This is a genomic window from Variovorax sp. ISS6 (genome assembly GCF_056523145.1).
The window spans coordinates 4064331-4082856 of record NZ_JAWRZC010000001.1; the positions used below are offsets into that span (position 1 = coordinate 4064331).

Genomic DNA, 18526 nt, shown 5'->3' on the forward strand with positions numbered 1-18526 from the left:
ATGCCGAAGATCGCGCGAGGCTGCTCTACGCTCCTGGCTTCTCCAGCAGGCGCTGGCGGGCAAAGGGCGAGAGGTCGAGCGCGCTCGCGCGCCCCAGCACATGATCGGCGATGGCGTCGCCGAGCCCGGCCGAGTGCTTGAAGCCATGGCCCGAGCAGGCCGAGACCACCAGCACGCCGGGCAGGCCGTCGAGCGCGTCGATGACGAAGCGGCGGTCGGGCGTCACGGTGTACATGCAGGCGCGGGCCTTGAGCGCGCGGCCCTCGATCTGCGGGAAGCGCCCGGCCACGCGCTCGCGGAACATCGCGGCGCTTTCCTCGGGCCGCACGCTGCGGTCGATGGCGTCGGGCGTGGTGGCTTCCACGTACTGCTCGGTCGCGACCTTGAGCGCGGGCTGCGCGGGGTCGGAGGAGGGAAAGCCGTACATGTAGTCCTCGGGCCCGTCGCCGAACATCCAGATGAAGACCGGGAAGCGGCCGGGCGCGAAGTCGGCGGCGGCCGCGCCGGTGTCGAACCAGTGCATGACCTGGCGGTGCACCGAGAAGTCGCGCTGCCAGTCGGCGCGCGCCTGCCGGCCCAGGAACTCGGGCAGCCAGGCACCGGCCGCGACCACGACGCGCCCGGCCTCGAAGCTCGCGCTGTCGGTGCGTACGCGCACGGTGTCGCCATTGCCCACGGGCTCGACGGCCAGCACCTTCTCTCCGGTGCGCACCTGCGCGCCCGAGGCGCGCGCCACCGCGAGCTGGGCCTCGATCGCCGCCTCGGGCCGCACGAAGCCGGCCTCGCGCTCGTGATAGCCGATCTCGTCGCCCTGCAGCTGGAACTGCGGGAAGCGCGCGCGGATGCCGGCCGCGTCGAGCACCTCGTGCGCGATGCCGAAACGCTCGGCGCAGGCGATGGTGCGGCGCACGAAGTCGGGCTTGCCGTGGTGCTCGGCCACCCGGCCCTGCGGCGCCAGCACCAGGCCGCCGGTGGTGGTCATCAACGACTTGCCGGTGCGCGCCTCGAGCTCGCGCCAGATGGCGTGCGAGCGCTGCACGAAGGGCACGCACTCGTCGCCTTCGCCGATCGCGAGCCGCGTGATGCGCGAATCGCCATGCGAGGAGCCGAGCTCGTGCGGCGGCGCGAACTGGTCGATGCCGAGCACGCGCGCGCCGCGTTGCGAGAGCTGGTGGAGCGTGGCGGCGCCGAGGGCGCCGAGGCCGATGACGATGACGTCGTGGTGGGAGCTGGAAGTCAAGAGGGCAGCGGTGTCAGACGAGGTTCAGGTCCAGGAAGGCGTCCTTCACCTCGATCGGTTTGGGAATGAGCTTGAGCTGGGCGAACACGTCGGCCAGCCCCTGCTGTTCGCGGGCGATGGCCGGCGTGAGCGCGACCACGCCATATTGACGCCGTTCGGTCGCGAGCGCCAGCACCTTGGGCTCGACCTTGAGCTGCGGCGCCAAGGTGGCCACCACCTCGGCCGGATGGGCCTGGGCCCAGTCGTTGGTCTTGCGCAGCTCGGCGAACACGGTGCGCAGCAGATCGGCATTGGCGCGCGCGAACCCGGGCTGCGCGAAGTGGTAGGTGCGGTTGCCGCTGAGGCCGGTGCCGTCGAACAGCAGGCGCGATTCGGTGGCCTGCTGCGCGCCGGCCAGGAACGGGTCCCACAGGCCGATGGCGGCCACGCTGCCCGACTGGTAGGCCGCCACGGTGTCGGAGGCGGTGACGATGTAGACCGGCTCGATGTCCTCGTAGCGCAGGCCGGCGGCCTCGAGCGCACGGATCAGCACGTACTGCGTGTTGTAGCCGCGGCCCGTGACCACCTTCTGGCCCTTGAGGTCGCGCACGGAGCGGATCGGCGAATCGCGTGGCACCAGGAAGCCGACGCCGCCGGGGTAGGGGCTCTCGGCCGCGAGGTAGACCAGGCCCTTGCCGCTGGCCTGCTGGAACACGCCGATGCCGTCGGAGGCATGGCCGAAGTCGATGGCGCCGGCGGCCAGCGCTTCCGACAGCTGCGCACCGCCGAGGAACTCGGCCCATTCCACCTTCACGCCCGCGGGCGCGAGCGCTTGCTCGAGCCGGCCCGTGCCCTTGAGGATGTTGAGCGTGTTGAACTTCTGGTAGCCGATGCGCAGCGTCTTGGCGCGGGTCTGGGCGAACAGCGGCGTGGCGGCCGCGATGGCGACGGCGGCCGCGCCGGTACGCAGCATGGCGCGGCGCGAGAGGAGGGAGGTCATGGGTGAATGGCGAGAGCTGAAAGGGCGGCGACTCTACGGCCGGCGAGCGCGGCGCGCGACGAAGCTTTTCGCATTTGCTCATGCGCCGGCCGGTGCGGTCCCCGCGCCATGGGCTTTTTGATAAAAGGTCTTGAACGCTTCGCATAATCGCCAGCGTCATTCGACACTCCGTCACTACGACTCTCTCATTCAAGGAGCTTCATCCATGGCCCAGACCCGGATCGCCGTCATCGTCGGCAGCCTGCGCAAGGACTCGTTCAACCAGAAGCTGGCGCTCGCGCTGGCCAAGCTGGCGCCCGAGGACTTCACCTTCGAGCACGTGCGCATCGACGACCTGCCGCTGTACAACCAGGACGACGACGGCAACCAGGCGGCGTCGGTCAAGCGCCTGAAGACCGAGATCGCGGCGGCCGACGGCCTGCTGTTCGTCACGCCCGAATACAACCGCTCGGTGCCCGGCGTGCTGAAGAACGCGATCGACCATGCCTCGCGCCCCTACGGCCAGAGCGCCTGGGCCGGCAAGCCGGCCGGCGTGGTCGGCATCTCGGTCGGCGCCATCGGTACCGCGCTGGCGCAGCAGCACCTGCGCAACGTGCTGGCTTACCTCGACGTGCCCACGCTCGGCGCGCCCGAGGTGTTCCTGCAGACCAAGGACGACCTGTTCGACGACAAGGGCCACATCGGCAACGAAGGCTCGAAGAAGTTCCTGCAGGGCTGGATGGACAAGTACGTGGGCTGGATCAAGAGCCACAAGGCGGCCTGAGCACGGCCGGCCGGCTGGCTCCTCAATAGAGGATCACCAGCACGGTCTCGCCGCCGAAGGCCTCGTCGCGGGCCACGGCGGCCGTGACCGGCTTGCTGACCGCCTTGCCGTCCTTGGTCCGGGGCGGCAGCGTCGCGTTCAACTGCACATAGCGCACCTGCGCCGGCGCGGCGGCGAACTCGGCCACCGCGCGCAGCGAGGTGGCGCCGGGCGGCGGCGCCACCGCCTGCATCTGCTGGTTCACGCGCTGCGAGAGTTCCTGCAGCGCCTTGAGGTCGCCGCGCGCCGCCGCGGCCTGCAGCTCCTGCTTGATCGAATCCATCGACTTCATCGCCGCCTCCTGCTGCTTGCGGCCGGGCACCTGCGAGCCGTCGAAGCTCTTCTGGCCCTTGGCCACCAGCTGCAGCACCTGCTCGGGCGACAGCCGCGTGGTGAAGACCGCGCGGCCCTCGCGCGCGTCGCTCGCGAACGGGCGCCAGCGCAGCGTGGCCGCGTCCTTCGCGCCGACCGCGCCGGCCAGGCCCAGCCGCGTGGCGTCGGGTTGCTCGTCGGGCACCAGCGCGCCGAAGCCGTTGCGCTGGCCGGCGCGCATCCACGGTGCCAGGCCCTTGCGGAAGCGATCGTCCTGCACCTCGAGCATCTGGCGCGCGATCGCGCGCACGCCGGGCGAGGTGTGGTCGAGCGCGGCCAGCACCGCCTCGCGGTCCTCGGGCGAGCCGATCTTGGCCAGCCGGCGCAGGCCCAGCTCGGCCAGCATCGGGAAGCGGGCGCGCGCGGCGCTGCGCAGCACCTCGCGGTCGATCTCGCCGCGCGACTGCAGCACCTGCAGTTCGCCGTAGAGCGCCAGTTCGAGCTCGGCGCGCAGGCCGGGGCAGGCGGCGTTCCAGCGGCCGTCGACGCACTGGGCCTCGAAGCGCGGCAGCACCTGCTCGGGCGGGATCTCGGTGCGCGGGCCGCCGATCAGCAGCGCGGCGCTCAGCAACAGGGCTTCGTTCATGGCGATGACTCCGGATGTGGGCTCATTGGGTGGCGCGGCGCATCGCGCTGCCCTTGGCCTTGACGTTCTTCGTCAGGGTGACGATCTCCTCGGGCGTCGGCACCACCATGCTGTTGTCGGGCTTGCGCACGTTGGTCGAACCGGCCCACTGGCACTTGCGCGCCAGCGTGGCGATGGCGTCGCGCAGCACGCGCACGCCGGCGTCGTAGGCCTGGGCGTCGCTCTGCACGAACCATTCGACCGACTCGACCGACTTGTCGCCGGCCTTGTAGGCCGCCGTGCAGGCCTTGATGTGCGTGTTCTCGTGCTCGATGGTGAATTCGGCCAGCGGCTTGCACAGCTTCTGCCGGATCTGCTGCTCGGTCACCGGCCGCGTGGCCGGCGACTGGCCCGGGCGCGGAACGTACTCCACGAGCTGGCAACTGCCGCCGCTGATCACCGTGCCGAAGGAGGGCGCCGCGGCCCCGGCCGCGCCGGCGTCGCCGGCCGGCGGCGCGAGCACGCCGTACAGGTTGCCCTGCATCGCCGTGGTGAGCGCGTTGGTGGCCTGTGTCTGCATCGCCTCGATGCTCAGCGGGTAGTAGGCCTGGGCGATCCAGCTCTGGAACTTGGCGCGCAGGAACTCCTGCTCGAGCATTTCGCGGTACAGCCGCGGCAGGTCCTGGCAGCGGTCGCAGTCGGGCGCGGCCTGGGCGGCGGCGCAGCCGAGCGCGAGCGCCAGCGCGGCCAGCGCGCGCGAGGGGCGTGGAAGCAGCTTCACGGTGGGGGGCTCCTGGAGGGAAGGGAGGGGGACGGCGCTTCGTCGCTGGCCGCCAGCGAGATCGCGAGCGCCAGTGCCTGGGTGCGCGGCGCGTCGGCATCGAGGGCCAGGGCGGTTTCGACACTGCGACGCGCCTCGGCATCGCGGCCCGCGGCGGATTCGGCCAGCGCGCGGTTGTGCCAGGCGCGCGGCGACAGCGGCGCGCGTTCGGTGGCCTCGCGCCAGAGCGCGGGCGGGTCGGCCCAGGTGGCGGCGCGCCAGGCGCAGGTGGCCGTGAGCACGGCCAGCAGGACCAGGCCCGGTACTGCGCGGCCGGGCCGGCGCAGCCAGGCCGCGAGCAGGGCGCCCAGCGCCAGTGCGGGACCGATCCAGGCGGGGTACAGCGGCTTTTCCACGATCCAGTCGAGCCGCGCGATCAGCGTGTGCGTCGGCGCGAGCATGGCCAGCGGCCACAGCAGCGCCAAAGTCGCGAGCGGCCAGCGCCGGCGCAGCGCGAGCGCGGCGAACAGCAGGCCCGTGAGCGCCAGCGCGCCTGGCAGCATCGCATTCGCCCCGGGCGCCGGATGCTCGACCGACAGCGCCCACGGCCGCAGCCACAGCGCGAGCGACAGCGGCAGCGCGGCGGCATGCCGGGCCAGGGCCTCGAAGGGATCGGCCAGCGCGAGCGAGTAGCCGGCCAGCTCGCGCAGCCGGGGGCCGAAGGTCCAGAGCAGCGCGGCGCCGGCGAGCGCGGCGAACGCGGGCCAGGCCACGCGCCGCGCGATGCGGCCGGCCGTGGAGCCGGGCCGGGTCGCTTCCCAGAGCGTCAGCAGCAGCGGATAGACCAGTGCCACTTCCTTGGCCGACACCGCGAGCGCGAATGCGAAGAGCGACAGCGCCTCGAAGACGGCGCGGCGCGCGCGGACCAGGCTCTCGCGCCAGGCATGTTCATGGGCCAGCAGCGCCAGCACCAGCCCCAGCGTCATCAGGCCGGTGGAACGTCCGCTCGCGAAGCTCACCACCGCCGCGTGCGCGGGCTGCAGCGCGAACAGCGCGGCGGCCAGGAAGGCTGCCAGCGGATCGGCCAGCCGGCCGAGGGCCAGCCGCCACACGGCCAGCACGGTGGCTGCGTGCAGCGCGAGGTTGGTGGCCAGGAAGCCGGTGCCCTCGAAGCCCCACAACGCATGGTCTGCGACGTAGCTCAGCCGCAGCAGCGGCCGGAAGCCATTGGCCAGCCGCTCGCGCAGGGCCTCGCCGCCGGCCGTGGCCGGGTCGAGCACGATGTTGGGCAGGTCGTCGTACTGGAAGCCGCCGGCCAGCCCGGCGGCCCAGGCGGCGAGGCACAGCGCCAGCAGCGCGACCGCCGCCATGCGCTCGGTCGCGGGAAGAAGAGGGATGCGGGAAGCCGGAAGGCGGGCTGCGGGCATCCGGCGATTCTGTCGAGCGCGCCGCGCGCCAGCCATTGGCCGAAGCGCCTATGTCAGCCGTGATGTCGCCCACAAAAAAGCCGGCGCTTCGGCCGGCTTGTCGTTGGGTGCGCCGCGAACGGCGCGCCGCCATCAGGCCGCGAGGGCCGCGACGCTCTGGTTGGCGGCTTCGGCGGTCGCCGTGCCGATGTCGCCGCGGGCCGAGGCCAGGGCGGCGTTCTTGACCGCGTCGCCCATGCCGAGGCCTTCGGCGCGCACGAAGCGCACGTCGGTGATGCCGAAGAAGCCGAAGATCACCTTCAGGTAGCTCTCCTGGTGCTCGGTGGCCTGGCCGCCTTCGGTGGTCGAGTAGATGCCGCCGCGGCTCGAGGCCACGATCACGGTCTTGCCGCCGGCGAGGCCGACCGGGCCCTTGTCGGTGTACTTGAAGGTGCGGCCGGCCTGCGCGAGGCGGTCGATCCAGGCCTTGAGCTGGCTCGGAATGGTGAAGTTGTAGAGCGGGGCGCCCACGACCACCACGTCGGCCGCGAGGAACTGGCTCACCAGCTTCTCGGACAGCGTGTTCTCGCGCTGCTGGGCCTCGGTCGGCTGGGCCTGCACGCCGGTCTTGATGCCGAGCGCGTCGGCGCTGAAGTGGGAGGGGGTGTCGACCGCGAGGTCGAGGTACTCGACCGTGGTGTCGGGATGGGCGGCGCGCCAGGCGGCCACGGTTTCGGCCGTCAGCAGGCGCGAGGTGGAGTTGCCGCTGAGGATGCTGGAGTCAATGTGGAGCAGCTTCATGGTGTTGATCGCTTTCTTTCTTTCGATGTCGGCGCTCAAAAGTGGCCGGCGTGGTCAGAATTCTATTTTTGGTGCGAGTGGGTGATAAGTAGGTAAAAATAAGCCACATCGTTTCAAAAACAGGACAGTAAAGCCATGCAGGACCTCAACGACATGGTGTTCTTCGCCGAAGTGGCCGAGCGCGGCGGCTTCGCGGCCGCGAGCCGGGCGCTGGGCATTCCGAAGTCGCGGCTGTCGCGGCGCGTGGCCGAGCTCGAGGAGCAGCTCGGCGTGCAGCTGATGCAGCGCAGCACGCGGCGGCTGTCGCTCACGCCGGCCGGCGAGATCTACCTGCGCCACGCGGCCTCGGTGCGCGACGCGGCGCGCGCGGCCTCGGAGGCGGTGGCCCAGGTGCAGACCGAGCCCAGCGGCCTGGTGCGGCTCAGCTGCCCGGTCACGATCTCGCACAGCGGGCTGGCGCAGGTGCTGCCGAGCTTCCTCGAGCGCTATCCGGCGGTGCGCATCGACATGCGGGTGATCAACCGGCCCGTCGACCTGATCGAGGAGGGCATCGACATCGCACTGCGCGTGCGGCCCCAGATCGAGGACAGCGCGACGCTGGTGGCACGCACCTTCGGCACCAGCCGCGGCGTGCTGGTGGCCACGCCCGAACTGGTGCGGCGGCTCGGGCCGATCGAGGGGCCGGACGATCTCGCGAAGCTGCCGACGGCGGCGATGTCGGTCAACGGGGAAGGGCGCAGCGAATGGCGGCTCGAGGGGCCCAAGGGCCGGATCCACGTGCATTCCCACACGCCGCGCTACGTGGCCGACGACCTCGCGACGCTGCAGTACGCCGCGCTGGCCGGGGTGGGCGCGACCCTGCTGCCCGACTACATGTGCCGCGCCGACCTCAACGAGGGCCGGCTGACCCGGGTGCTGTGCGACTGGGGACCGGCGCCGGTGATCGCGCACATGGTGTTTCCGGCGCGGCGCGCGCTGGTGCCGGCGGTGCGGCGGCTGATCGACTTCCTGGTCGAGCACCTGGAGCATGGGGCGCACCGCATGTTCTAGGCGGCTTCAAGGTCCCGGATCGCCTCGTTATGCAAAAAACGTCATAACCAAACAATCAGATATTCGTTTGGCATCCTTGGCGGGGTTCGGACAATCCAGGTCTTCCATTCCATCCGAGGAACGACCATGGCAACCCTCCGTCTCGGCGACACCGCCCCCGATTTCACCCAGGATTCCAGCGAAGGCCCGATCAAATTCCATGAATGGGCCGGCGATTCGTGGGTCGTGTTCTTCTCGCACCCGGCCGACTTCACGCCCGTGTGCACCACCGAACTCGGCAAGACGGCGGCCCTGTCGGGCGAATTCCAGAAGCGCGGCGTGAAGCCGATCGCGCTGAGCGTGGACCCGGCCGACAAGCACAAGGAATGGATCGGCGACATCAACGACACGCAGAACACCACGGTCAACTTCCCGATCGTGGCCGACGCCGACCGCAAGGTGTCGGACCTCTACGACCTGATCCACCCGAACGCCTCGGCCACGGCCACGGTGCGCAGCGTGTTCATCATCGATCCGAAGAAGGCGATCCGCACCATCATCACCTACCCGGCCTCGACCGGCCGCAACTTCGACGAGATCCTGCGCGTCATCGACTCGCTGCAGCTCACCGACAGCCACAAGGTGGCGACGCCCGTGAACTGGAAGGACGGCGACGACGTGGTCATCATCCCGAGCCTGCAGGACCCGGCCGAGATCGCCCAGCGCTTCCCCAAGGGCTACAAGGCGGTGCGCCCCTACCTGCGCCTGACGCCGCAGCCGAACAAGTAAGCCGGCGGCATCGGCCCAGGCCCGTCACCTTCGCATGCAGACCCGCATCGTCATCGTTCCCGGCTGGCGCGACTCCGGCCCCGGCCACTGGCAGAGCCTGTGGCAGGAGCGCATTCCGGGCGCCGCGCGCGTGCAGCAGGACGACTGGGCCTCGCCGCGGCGCGAGGCCTGGGTGTCGACGCTGGCGCGGCTGGTGCTCGCATCGCCGCAGCCGGTGGTGATCGCGGCGCACAGCCTGGGCTGCATCGCCACGGCGCACCTGCCGGCGGAGGCCGCGGCCCGGATCCAGGGCGCGCTGCTGGTGGCCCCGGCCGACCCGGAGCGGCGCGCCGTGCTGTCGGACTTCGCGCCCGTGCCCTATGCGGCGCTGCCGTACCGCAGCATCGTTGTGGCCAGCAGCAACGACCCCTTCTGCCCGATCCGCCTTGCGGGCGCATATTCGCGCGCCTGGGGCAGCGAGTTCGTTCGCATGCAGAATGCGGGCCACATCAACGTCGACTCGGGGCACGGGGAATGGCCGCTCGGCCTGGCCCTGCTCCAGTCGCTGACCGACGAGCCCGCCGCCTGGCCGGCGGGCCGTGATTTTTCAGAAACCTTGGCAACCACATGACTTCCAGAATCAAGACCTTCGCCGCCGTGCTCGCGCTGGCGTCCTCCGCACTCGCCGGCAGCAGCGCCCTGGCCCAGGGCACCGGCCTGCTGAACGCCTCGTACGACGTGGCGCGCGAGTTCTACAAGGACTACAACGCGGCCTTCACGGCGCACTACAAGAAGGCCACCGGCAAGGACGTCAAGATCGACCAGTCGCACGGCGGCTCCAGCGCCCAGGCGCGCGCGGTGGCCGACGGCCTCGACGCCGACGTGGTGACCATGAACACCTCGACCGACATCGACTTCCTGGCCAACGCCGGCGTGGTCGCCAAGGACTGGACCAAGAAATTCCCCGAGAACGCATCGCCGACCACCTCGACCATGCTGTTCCTGGTGCGCAACGGCAATCCCAAGGGCATCAAGGACTGGGACGACCTGGTCAAGCCCGGCATCCAGGTCGTGATCGTCAACCCCAAGACCGGCGGCAACGGCCGCTACGCCTACCTGGCGGCCTGGGGCTACGTCAAGAAGAAGGGCGGCACCGACGCCCAGGCGGCCGAATTCGTCGGCAAGCTGTTCAAGAACACGCCGGTGCTGGCGCGCGGCGGCCGCGATGCCACCACCGCCTTCCTGCAACGCAACATCGGCGACGCGCTGATCACCTTCGAATCCGAAGTGGTCTCGATCGACCGCGAATTCGGCACCGGCAAGGTCGACTCGGTCTACCCGTCGATCAGCATCGTGGCCGAGAACCCGGTGGCCGTGGTCGAGCGCACCGTCGCCAAGAAGGGCACCGGCGAACTCGCCAAGGCCTACCTCGACTGGCTGTACTCCGAAGAAGCGCAGGAAATCGCCGCCAAGCACGCGCTGCGCCCGCGTTCGCAGACCGTGCTCAAGAAGTACGCCGCGACCTTCAAGCCGCTGCAGCTGTTCACGGTGCAGGAGCTGTTCGGCAGCCTCGGCGAAGCGCAGAAGGTGCACTTCAACGACGGCGGCCAGTTCGACAAGCTCTACACGCCCGGCGCCCGGTAAATGAGCGGGGCAAGCTCCTCGGCGCTGTCCTCACCGGCAGCGCCGTTTTCGCGTGCGGTCGGCGGCGGTGGCGCCAAGCGCGTGCTGCCCGGCTTCTCGATGACGCTGGGTTTCGCGGTCTTCTACCTCTGCCTGATCGTGCTGATCCCGCTGTCGGCGCTGGTCTTCAAGACCTTCACGCTGAACTGGGACCAGTTCTGGGTCGCCGTGACCGCGCCGCGCGTGCTGGCCTCGTACCGGCTGACCTTCGGCGCCTCGCTGCTCGCGGCGCTGGTGAACCTGGTGTTCGGGCTGCTCGTGGCCTGGGTGCTGGTGCGCTACAAGTTCCCGGGCAAGCGCATCGTCGATGCGCTGGTCGACCTGCCGTTCGCGCTGCCCACGGCCGTGGCCGGCATCTCGCTGACCGCGCTGCTGGCCGGCAACGGCTGGGTCGGGCAGTACCTCGAGCCGCACGGCATCAAGCTCGCGTTCACGCCCGCGGGCGTGGTGATCGCGCTGATCTTCATCGGGCTGCCCTTCGTGGTGCGCACGGTGCAGCCGGTGCTCGAGGACGCCGAGAAGGAACTCGAGGAGGCCGCCACCTCGCTGGGCGCGACGCGGCTGCAGACCTTCACCAAGGTGATCTTCCCCTCGATCGCGCCGGCGCTGCTCACGGGCTTCGCCATGGCCTTCGCGCGCGCGATCGGCGAGTACGGCTCGGTGATCTTCATCGCCGGCAACATGCCGATGATCTCGGAGATCACGCCGCTGATCATCATCGGCAAGCTCGAGCAGTACGACTATGCGGGCGCCACGGCGGTCGCGCTGGTGATGCTGGTGATCTCGTTCCTGCTGCTCTTGGTCATCAACGGCCTGCAGGCATGGCAGCGTCGCCGCGCGGGAGCTTGAGATGAGCGCACCTTCCAAAGTCATCCGCCGCACCCAGGCCGGCACCACCGAAGCCGCCTGGGTCCGCTGGCTGCTGATCGGCCTCGCGCTGGTCTTCATGTTCCTGTTCCTCGTGCTGCCGCTGGCGGCCGTGGCCACCGAGGCGCTGCGCAAGGGCCTCGACGCCTACCTCGAGGCGCTGAAGGAACCCGATGCCTGGAGCGCGATCCGCCTGACCTTGATCACGGCCGCCATCGCGGTGCCGCTGAACCTGGTGTTCGGCGTGGCCGCGGCCTGGGCCATCGCCAAGTTCGAGTTCCGCGGCAAGGCTTTCCTCACCACGCTGATCGACCTGCCGTTCGCGGTGTCGCCGGTGGTGGCGGGCCTGATCTACGTGCTGGTGTTCGGCGCCCAGGGCTGGTTCGGCCCGTGGCTGGCCGCGCACGACATCAAGATCATCTTCGCCGTGCCCGGCATCGTGCTGGCCACCGTGTTCGTGACCTTCCCGTTCATCGCGCGCGAGCTGATCCCGCTGATGCAGGCGCAGGGCACCGACGAGGAACAGGCCGCGATCGTGCTCGGCGCGAACGGCTGGCAGACCTTCTGGCGCGTGACCCTGCCCAACATCAAGTGGGGCCTGCTGTACGGGGTGATCCTGTGCAATGCGCGCGCCATGGGCGAGTTCGGCGCGGTGTCGGTGGTCTCGGGCCACATCCGCGGCCAGACCAACACCATGCCGCTGCACGTGGAAGTGCTCTACAACGAATACCAGTCGGTGGCCGCCTTCGCGGTGGCCTCGCTGCTGGCGATCCTGGCGCTGGTGACGCTGGTGATCAAGTCGGTGATCGAATGGCGCCACGAGCGCGAGATGAAGGCGATCGCCGAGCTGCCGCCGGAACGGCCGACGGCGGCCTAGGAAGAAAGAATTTCATGAGCATCGAAATCCGCAACATCAGCAAGCAGTTCGGCACCTTCCGGGCCTTGAACGACGTCAACCTGAACGTCGAGTCGGGCGAGCTCGTCGCGCTGCTCGGCCCCTCGGGCTGCGGCAAGACCACGCTGCTGCGCATCATCGCCGGGCTGGAAACGGCCGACGCCGGCAGCATCCTGTTCTCGGGCGAGGACACCACCGACGTGCACGTGCGCGAGCGCCAGGTCGGCTTCGTGTTCCAGCACTACGCGCTGTTCCGCCACATGACCGTGTTCGAGAACGTGGCCTTCGGCCTGCGCGTGAAGCCGCGCAAGGAGCGTCCGAGCGAGGCCCAGATCAAGTCCAAGGTGACCGAGCTGCTCAAGCTCGTGCAGCTCGACTGGCTGGCCGACCGCTATCCGCCGCAGCTCTCGGGCGGGCAGCGCCAGCGCATCGCGCTGGCCCGCGCGCTCGCGGTCGAGCCCAAGGTGCTGCTGCTCGACGAGCCCTTCGGCGCGCTCGACGCCAAGGTGCGCAAGGAACTGCGCCGCTGGCTGCGCCGGCTGCACGACGAGCTGCACGTCACCTCGATCTTCGTCACCCACGACCAGGAAGAGGCGTTGGAAGTGGCCGACCGCGTGGTGGTCATCAACAAGGGCCACATCGAGCAGGTCGGCTCGCCGCAGGAGGTCTGGGACCAGCCCGCGAGCCCCTTCGTCTACGGCTTCCTCGGCGACGTGAACCTGTTCCACGGCCGCGCCGACAACGGCTCGGTGCAGCTGGGCGACCTGCGCCTCGATTCGCCCGAGCACAGCGGCGCGCGCGACGCCAAGGCGCTGGCCTACGTTCGTCCGCATGACCTGGATGTGACACGCCACGTGCCGGGCGCGACGAGCGGCATCGTCGCCACGCTGGCGCGCGCGATCGTCGTCGGTCCGATCGCGCGGCTGGAACTTGAACCCGTCGACACGAATCCAGACAATCCGGGCTCCGGAACCATCATCGAGGCGCAACTCCCTGCGCAACAGTTCCGTGACCTGGGCTTGAAGGAAGGCGACACCGTGGTCGCCACGCCGCGCAAGGCCAGGGTGTTCGTAGAAGAGGATTGGGTGTCTCCTTGATCGATTGGTACTTCGGCGCGCCGCGCCGCGCTTACGGCCTGATCTGCCTGGCCTGTGTGCTCATGCTGGCCTTCGGGCTCTACCTGCAGCACGTGGTGGGGCTCGAGCCCTGTCCCATGTGCATCGTCCAGCGTTATGCGCTGGTGCTGGTGGCGCTGTTCACCGGGTTGGCCGGGGCCTTCCGCGGCCGCGCGCTGCAGCTCGGTGGCGGCTTCCTGGCGCTGCTGGCCGCCATCGGCGGTGCCTACACGGCCGCCTCGCAGAGCTGGCTGCAGTGGTATCCGCCCGAGGTGGTGTCGTGCGGGCGCGACCTCTACGGCATGATCGAGACCTTCCCGCTCAAGCGGGCGCTGCCGATGATCTTCCGCGGCGGCGGCGACTGCTCGAAGATCGACTGGTCGCTGTTCGGCCTCACGCTGGCGAACTGGTCCTTCATCGCCTTCACGGTGCTGTCGGTCCTGCTGCTGGTGCTGCTGTTGCGCCGGCGTCCGGCGCGCTGAGCGCGGCATTCGCCGCATCGGCCTCCCAAGGCGGACCGCGGGTCCGCCTTTCGTCTTTGTGGCGCCCGTCACGGTGATGTGGGCGGTGAGGGCGGAGTAACCCCGCGGCGGAACTCCGCCTTTAGGAACGCTTCAGACAGCGGGACTAGGATGACCCCATCCCCCATGCATCGCGACCCGGCCGCAGAGCCCGGCGAATGCATCCCCCGCCCGTTCCACTCCCTTCCCGCTGCATGCCCCAGACTCCGCCCCGGCGTTCGCGCAAGCTCCTCTACGGCATCCTGGCCCTCGTCGTGCTCGGCATCGCGGCCGCGATCGTGCTCACGCCGGCCAAGAAACCCGAATACCTGACGGCGACGGTGCAGCGCGCCGACCTCGAGAACGCGGTGCTGGCCACCGGCGTGCTGCAGGCGCTCAAGCAGGTGGAGGTGGGCGCGCAGGTCACGGGCCAGCTCAAGTCGCTCAAGGTGTCGCTGGGCCAGACCGTGAAGAAGGGCGACTGGCTGGCCGAGATCGATCCCGCGATCTCGCAGAACACGCTGGCGCAGGAACAGGCCCGGCTCGACAACCTGCAGGCCCAGAAGGTGGCGAAGGAAGTGCGCGTCAAGCAGGCGGAGCTGGCCTGGGCGCGCCAGCGCGAGATGCTGGCGCAGGACGCCTCGGCGCGGCAGGACATGGAGAGCGCCGACGCCGAACTGCGCGCGCTGCGCGCCGACGCGGTGTCGCTCGACGCGCAGATCCGCCAGCAGCGCCTGGCCGTGTCCTCGGCCCAGACCAACCTCTCGTACACCCGCATCATCGCGCCCATCGACGGCGACGTGATCTCGATCAAGACGCTCGAGGGCCAGACCGTGGTCGCTTCGTTCCAGGTGCCCACGCTGATGACCCTGGCCGACCTGTCGACGATGACGATCAAGGCCCAGGTGTCCGAAGCCGACGTGGTGCGCGTGCGCGCCGGGCTGCCGGTCTACTTCACCATCCTCGGCGACCCCGACAAGCGCTACCACGGCACCCTGCGCGCGGTGCAGCCCTCGCCCGAGAAGATCAACAACGCGGTGTTCTTCAACGCGCTGTTCGACGTGCCGAACCCCGACCGCACCCTGCGCGTGGACATGACGGCCCAGGTCGCGATCATGCTCGGCGAGGCGAAGCAGGCGCTGACCGTGCCGCTGACGGCGCTCGGCAACCGCGACAAGGAGGGCCGCTACGAGGTGCGCGTGCTCAAGGCCGACCACACGCCCGAGACGCGCAAGGTGCGCACCGGCATCACCAACAACTTCCAGGCCCAGGTGCTCGAGGGGCTGAAGGAGGGCGACCAGGTCATCACCGGCGACGCCTCGGCCGTGGAGCCGCGCGAGGGCGAGGCCAACGGCGGCGAACGCCGCGGCAAGGGCCCATGACGCAGCGGCCACGGCAGGCCCTGCTGTCGCTGCGCGGCATCGGGCGCAGCTTCCCCTCGGGCGAAATGCGGGTGCAGGTGCTCGAGGACGTGAACCTCGACATCGGCCACGGCGAGATGCTCGCGATCGTCGGCGCCTCGGGCTCGGGCAAGTCGACGCTGATGAACATCCTGGGCTGCCTCGACCGCCCCAGCAGCGGCAGCTACACGGTCTCGGGCCACGACGTGGGCACGCTCGACAGCGACGCGCTGGCCGAGTTGCGGCGCGAGCACTTCGGCTTCATCTTCCAGCGCTACCACCTGATGCAGCACCTGACGGCCACCGGCAACGTCGAGGTGCCGGCGGTGTACGCGGGCACCGACGGCGCGGCGCGCGAGGCGAGGGCGCGGCAGCTGCTCGCGCGCCTGGGCCTGGACGACCGCGGCGACCACCGGCCGAGCCAGCTCTCGGGCGGCCAGCAGCAGCGCGTGAGCATCGCGCGCGCGCTGATGAACGGCGGCGAGGTGATCCTGGCCGACGAACCCACGGGCGCGCTCGACAGCCGCAGCGGCCAGGAGGTGATCGCGATCCTGCGCGAGCTGCATGCGCAGGGCCACACCATCATCATCGTGACCCACGACATGCAGGTGGCGAGCTGCACCGAGCGCATCATCGAGATCGCCGACGGCCGCATCGTGGGCGACCGGCCCAACGTGCCGACCGTGCCCGCGCCCGAAGCCACCGGCGCCGGCGAGGCACCGCAGCCCGTGACCCGGCCCGCCACGGGCGGCCGGCTGAGCACCGGCTGGTCGCGCTTCGCCGAGGCCTTCCGCATGGCCTGGCGCTCGATGATGTCGCACCGCATGCGCACCGCGCTCACCATGCTGGGCATCGTGATCGGCATCACCTCGGTGGTCTCGATCGTGGCGATCGGGGAGGGTGCCAAGCGCTTCGTGCTGTCCGACATCCGCGCCATCGGCACCAACACGCTCGACATCTATCCGGGCCGCGACTTCGGCGACGACAAGGCGCAGAGCATCCGCACGCTGGTGCCGGCCGACCTGCAGGCGATCGCGGCGCAGCCCTTCGTCCACAGCGTGACGCCGGCCACCATGCGCAGCCTGCGGCTGCGCTACCGCAGCATCGACATCAACGGCAACGTCAACGGCGTCAGCGACAACTACTTCGCCGTGCGCGACGTGCAGATGGCCAGCGGCATCGCCTTCAACGCCAACGACGTGCGGCACCAGTCGCAGGTGGTGGTGATCGACCAGAACACGCGCCGCAAGCTGTTCCCCGAGGGCGTGGATCCGCTCGGCAAGATCATCCTGGTCGGCAGCCTGCCGTGCACCGTGATCGGCGTGGCGCAGGAGAAGAAGAGCATGTTCGGCGAGAACAAGCAGCTCAACATCTGGCTGCCCTACAGCACGGCGGCGAGCCGGCTGTTCGGCCAGCAGCACTTCGACGGCATCACGGTGCGCATCCGCGACGAGCAGCCGACCAAGGCGGCCGAGGACGGCATCGTGAAGCTGCTGACCCTGCGCCACGGCGGCAAGGACTTCTTCACCTTCAACATGGACAGCATCGTGAAGACGGCCGAGCGCACCAGCCAGTCGCTGACCCTGCTGCTGTCGCTGATCGCGGTGATCTCGCTGGTGGTGGGCGGCATCGGCGTGATGAACATCATGCTGGTGTCGGTGACCGAGCGCACGCGCGAGATCGGCATCCGCATGGCGGTGGGCGCGCGCCAGAGCGACGTGCTGCAGCAGTTCCTGACCGAGGCCGTGCTGGTGTGCCTGGTCGGCGGGCTGATCGGCGTGCTGCTGTCCTATGGCATCAGCTTCCTGTTCTCCCTGTTCGTGAAGCAATGGCAGATGATCTTCTCGCTCGGTGCCGTGCTGTCGGCCTTCTTCTGCGCCTCGCTGATCGGCGTGCTGTTCGGCTACCTGCCGGCGCGCAATGCGGCGCGGCTCGATCCCATCGAGGCACTGGCCCGTGAGTAAGGCGCGCCTGCTCCCCCTGGCCCTCGTGGCCGCGCTGCTCGCGGCCGGCTGCACCGCGTTCCAGCCCGAGCGCCGGCCCGAGAAACCGCTCGCGCTGCCCTCGGCCTGGCAGCAGCCGCAGCCGGGCACGGCCAGCGCGGCGGCGGTGTTCCCGGCGAAGTGGTGGTCGGCCTTCGGCGATCCGCGGCTCGATGCGCTGGTCGACCAGGCGCTGCGGGTCAACAACGACCTCGCGGCCGCCGGCATCCGGGTGCAGCGCGCGCAGCTGCAGGCCGGCCTGGCCGACACCAACCTCACGCCCGGCGTGGTCGGGCAGGCCGCCACCAGCCGCGGCTACGACCTCAAGCGCGGCGGCGTCGCGGGCTCGAGCTCGAGTTCGCTCGTGACGCTGAGCTACGAGCTCGACCTCTGGGGCCGGCTCGCGGCGGTGCGCAGCGCGGCCGACTGGGAACTGAAGGCGACCCAGTCCGACCGGCAGGCCGCGGCGCTGGCGCTGGTCGCCACCACCGCCAATCTCTACTGGCAGACCGGCTACCTGAACCAGCGCATCGCGCTGAGCGAGGCCGGCATGGAGGACGCGCGGCGCATCGTGGCGCTGGTGCGCGCGCGCTACGAGGCCGGCGCGGTCTCGGGCCTCGACGTGGCGCAGGCCGGCCAGAACCTCGCGAGCCAGGAGGCGGCGCACACGCAGCTGCTGCAGCAGCGCGTGGAAACGCGCAATGCGCTCGCGATCCTGTTCGACCGTCCGCCCGAGGTGGCGGCCGAGGAGCCCGCGAGCCTGCCCGACGCGGCGCTGCCCGCCATCGAAGCGGGCCTGCCCGCCAGCCTGCTGGGCCGGCGTCCCGACCTGCGCGCGGCCGAGCAGCGGCTGCGCGGCGCGCTCGCCAATGTCGACGCGACGCGCACCGGCTTCTATCCGGCGCTGAGCCTCACGGGCTCGCTCGGCACTTCGAGCACGGCACTGGGCGAGCTGCTGCGCAATCCGGTCGCGACGCTGGGCGCGGGGCTGGCACTGCCGTTCCTTCAATGGAACACGGCGCGGCTGACGGTGGCGGTGTCGCAGAGCCAGTACGAGGAAGCGGTGGTGGGCTTCCGCCAGGCGCTGTACACGTCGTTGTCGGAAGTGGAGAACGCGTTGTCGTCGCGTACGCAACTGCGCGACGAGAGCGCGAAGCTGGCGGTGGCGCTGGAGCTGGCGCAGCGCGCCGAGCGGCTGTCGGAGGTGCGCTACCGCGCGGGCGCGACGGCGCTGCAGCCGGTGCTCGATGCGAAGGACCGGCGGCGCGCGGCCGAGGTGTCGCTGGCGCAGAACCGGGTCAACCAGCTCAACGCGACCATGACGCTCTACAAGGCGCTCGGTGGCGGGCCGCTGGAGTGATT

At 70.2% G+C, this 18526-nt stretch carries 18 protein-coding genes; 12 read left to right on the plus strand and 6 right to left on the minus strand.

Annotated features, from left to right (window positions below):
• Positions 1–25 precede the first annotated feature (25 nt).
• Together solA and AC1HIL_RS18925 are read right to left on the minus strand one after the other, a co-directional pair.
• Positions 26–1240, minus strand: coding sequence for an N-methyl-L-tryptophan oxidase (solA, locus tag AC1HIL_RS18920; RefSeq protein WP_479672421.1), 1215 nt, complete (start codon positions 1238–1240; stop codon positions 26–28).
• Between the two features lie 13 nt (positions 1241–1253).
• Positions 1254–2219, minus strand: a complete 966-nt coding sequence (locus AC1HIL_RS18925) for an aliphatic sulfonate ABC transporter substrate-binding protein (RefSeq protein WP_479672422.1) — start codon at positions 2217–2219, stop codon at positions 1254–1256.
• Positions 2220–2424: 205 nt separating this feature from the next.
• On the opposite strand from AC1HIL_RS18925, the gene AC1HIL_RS18930 reads away from it, so the two are divergent.
• On the plus strand, positions 2425–2982 hold the full coding sequence (locus AC1HIL_RS18930) for an NADPH-dependent FMN reductase (protein WP_057593371.1): 558 nt from the start codon (positions 2425–2427) through the stop codon (positions 2980–2982).
• Between the two features lie 22 nt (positions 2983–3004).
• On the opposite strand, the gene AC1HIL_RS18935 is transcribed toward AC1HIL_RS18930, so the two are convergent.
• The 4 genes from AC1HIL_RS18935 to AC1HIL_RS18950 all read right to left on the minus strand — a co-directional run bounded on the left by AC1HIL_RS18935 (position 3005) and on the right by AC1HIL_RS18950 (position 6925).
• Positions 3005–3979: a hypothetical protein gene (locus tag AC1HIL_RS18935; protein ID WP_261205914.1), complete on the minus strand. Its 975-nt coding sequence runs from the start codon at positions 3977–3979 to the stop codon at positions 3005–3007.
• A gap of 22 nt (positions 3980–4001) precedes the next feature.
• Positions 4002–4739 (minus strand): hypothetical protein, encoded by a 738-nt coding sequence (locus AC1HIL_RS18940; RefSeq protein ID WP_479672423.1) that lies wholly within the window; start codon positions 4737–4739, stop codon positions 4002–4004.
• Positions 4736–6145 (minus strand): hypothetical protein, encoded by a 1410-nt coding sequence (locus AC1HIL_RS18945; RefSeq protein WP_479672424.1) that lies wholly within the window; start codon positions 6143–6145, stop codon positions 4736–4738. The genes AC1HIL_RS18940 and AC1HIL_RS18945 overlap by 4 nt, the downstream gene beginning before the upstream one ends.
• Positions 6146–6277: 132 nt before the next feature.
• Positions 6278–6925, minus strand: a complete 648-nt coding sequence (locus AC1HIL_RS18950; protein ID WP_203205853.1) for an FMN-dependent NADH-azoreductase — start codon at positions 6923–6925, stop codon at positions 6278–6280.
• A gap of 135 nt (positions 6926–7060) precedes the next feature.
• On the opposite strand from AC1HIL_RS18950, the gene AC1HIL_RS18955 reads away from it, so the two are divergent.
• From AC1HIL_RS18955 to AC1HIL_RS19005, 11 genes are all read left to right on the plus strand, one after another.
• Complete coding sequence (locus AC1HIL_RS18955; protein ID WP_057593367.1) at positions 7061–7975, plus strand: LysR family transcriptional regulator; 915 nt, start codon at positions 7061–7063, stop codon at positions 7973–7975.
• A gap of 126 nt (positions 7976–8101) precedes the next feature.
• Positions 8102–8743: a peroxiredoxin gene (locus AC1HIL_RS18960; RefSeq protein ID WP_057593366.1), complete on the plus strand. Its 642-nt coding sequence runs from the start codon at positions 8102–8104 to the stop codon at positions 8741–8743.
• 34 nt (positions 8744–8777) lie between these two features.
• Complete coding sequence (locus tag AC1HIL_RS18965) at positions 8778–9353, plus strand: RBBP9/YdeN family alpha/beta hydrolase (RefSeq protein ID WP_057593365.1); 576 nt, start codon at positions 8778–8780, stop codon at positions 9351–9353.
• Positions 9350–10366: a sulfate ABC transporter substrate-binding protein gene (locus AC1HIL_RS18970; protein ID WP_057593364.1), complete on the plus strand. Its 1017-nt coding sequence runs from the start codon at positions 9350–9352 to the stop codon at positions 10364–10366. The genes AC1HIL_RS18965 and AC1HIL_RS18970 overlap by 4 nt, the downstream gene beginning before the upstream one ends.
• Positions 10367–11254, plus strand: a complete 888-nt coding sequence (gene cysT, locus AC1HIL_RS18975; RefSeq protein ID WP_057593363.1) for a sulfate ABC transporter permease subunit CysT — start codon at positions 10367–10369, stop codon at positions 11252–11254. It begins immediately after the preceding gene.
• A gap of 1 nt (position 11255) precedes the next feature.
• Positions 11256–12149 carry a sulfate ABC transporter permease subunit CysW gene (gene cysW, locus AC1HIL_RS18980; protein WP_057593362.1) on the plus strand — a complete coding sequence of 298 codons (894 nt, stop codon included), beginning with the start codon at positions 11256–11258 and terminating at the stop codon, positions 12147–12149.
• Positions 12150–12163: 14 nt separating this feature from the next.
• The gene (locus AC1HIL_RS18985) at positions 12164–13264 is read left to right on the plus strand and encodes a sulfate/molybdate ABC transporter ATP-binding protein (protein ID WP_057593361.1); all 1101 of its coding nucleotides are present in this window, start codon (positions 12164–12166) and stop codon (positions 13262–13264) included.
• A complete protein-coding gene (locus tag AC1HIL_RS18990) occupies positions 13261–13764 on the plus strand; it encodes a disulfide bond formation protein B (RefSeq protein ID WP_261205909.1) in 504 nt (167 codons plus the stop codon). The genes AC1HIL_RS18985 and AC1HIL_RS18990 overlap by 4 nt, the downstream gene beginning before the upstream one ends.
• Before the next feature lie 233 nt (positions 13765–13997).
• The gene (macA, locus tag AC1HIL_RS18995; protein WP_413763645.1) at positions 13998–15164 is read left to right on the plus strand and encodes a macrolide transporter subunit MacA; all 1167 of its coding nucleotides are present in this window, start codon (positions 13998–14000) and stop codon (positions 15162–15164) included.
• Positions 15161–17146 carry a macrolide ABC transporter ATP-binding protein/permease MacB gene (gene macB / locus AC1HIL_RS19000; protein ID WP_479669773.1) on the plus strand — a complete coding sequence of 662 codons (1986 nt, stop codon included), beginning with the start codon at positions 15161–15163 and terminating at the stop codon, positions 17144–17146. Before macA ends, macB begins: the two co-directional genes overlap by 4 nt.
• Positions 17103–18524: an efflux transporter outer membrane subunit gene (locus AC1HIL_RS19005; protein WP_479669774.1), complete on the plus strand. Its 1422-nt coding sequence runs from the start codon at positions 17103–17105 to the stop codon at positions 18522–18524. Before macB ends, AC1HIL_RS19005 begins: the two co-directional genes overlap by 44 nt.
• Positions 18525–18526: the final 2 nt, after the last annotated feature.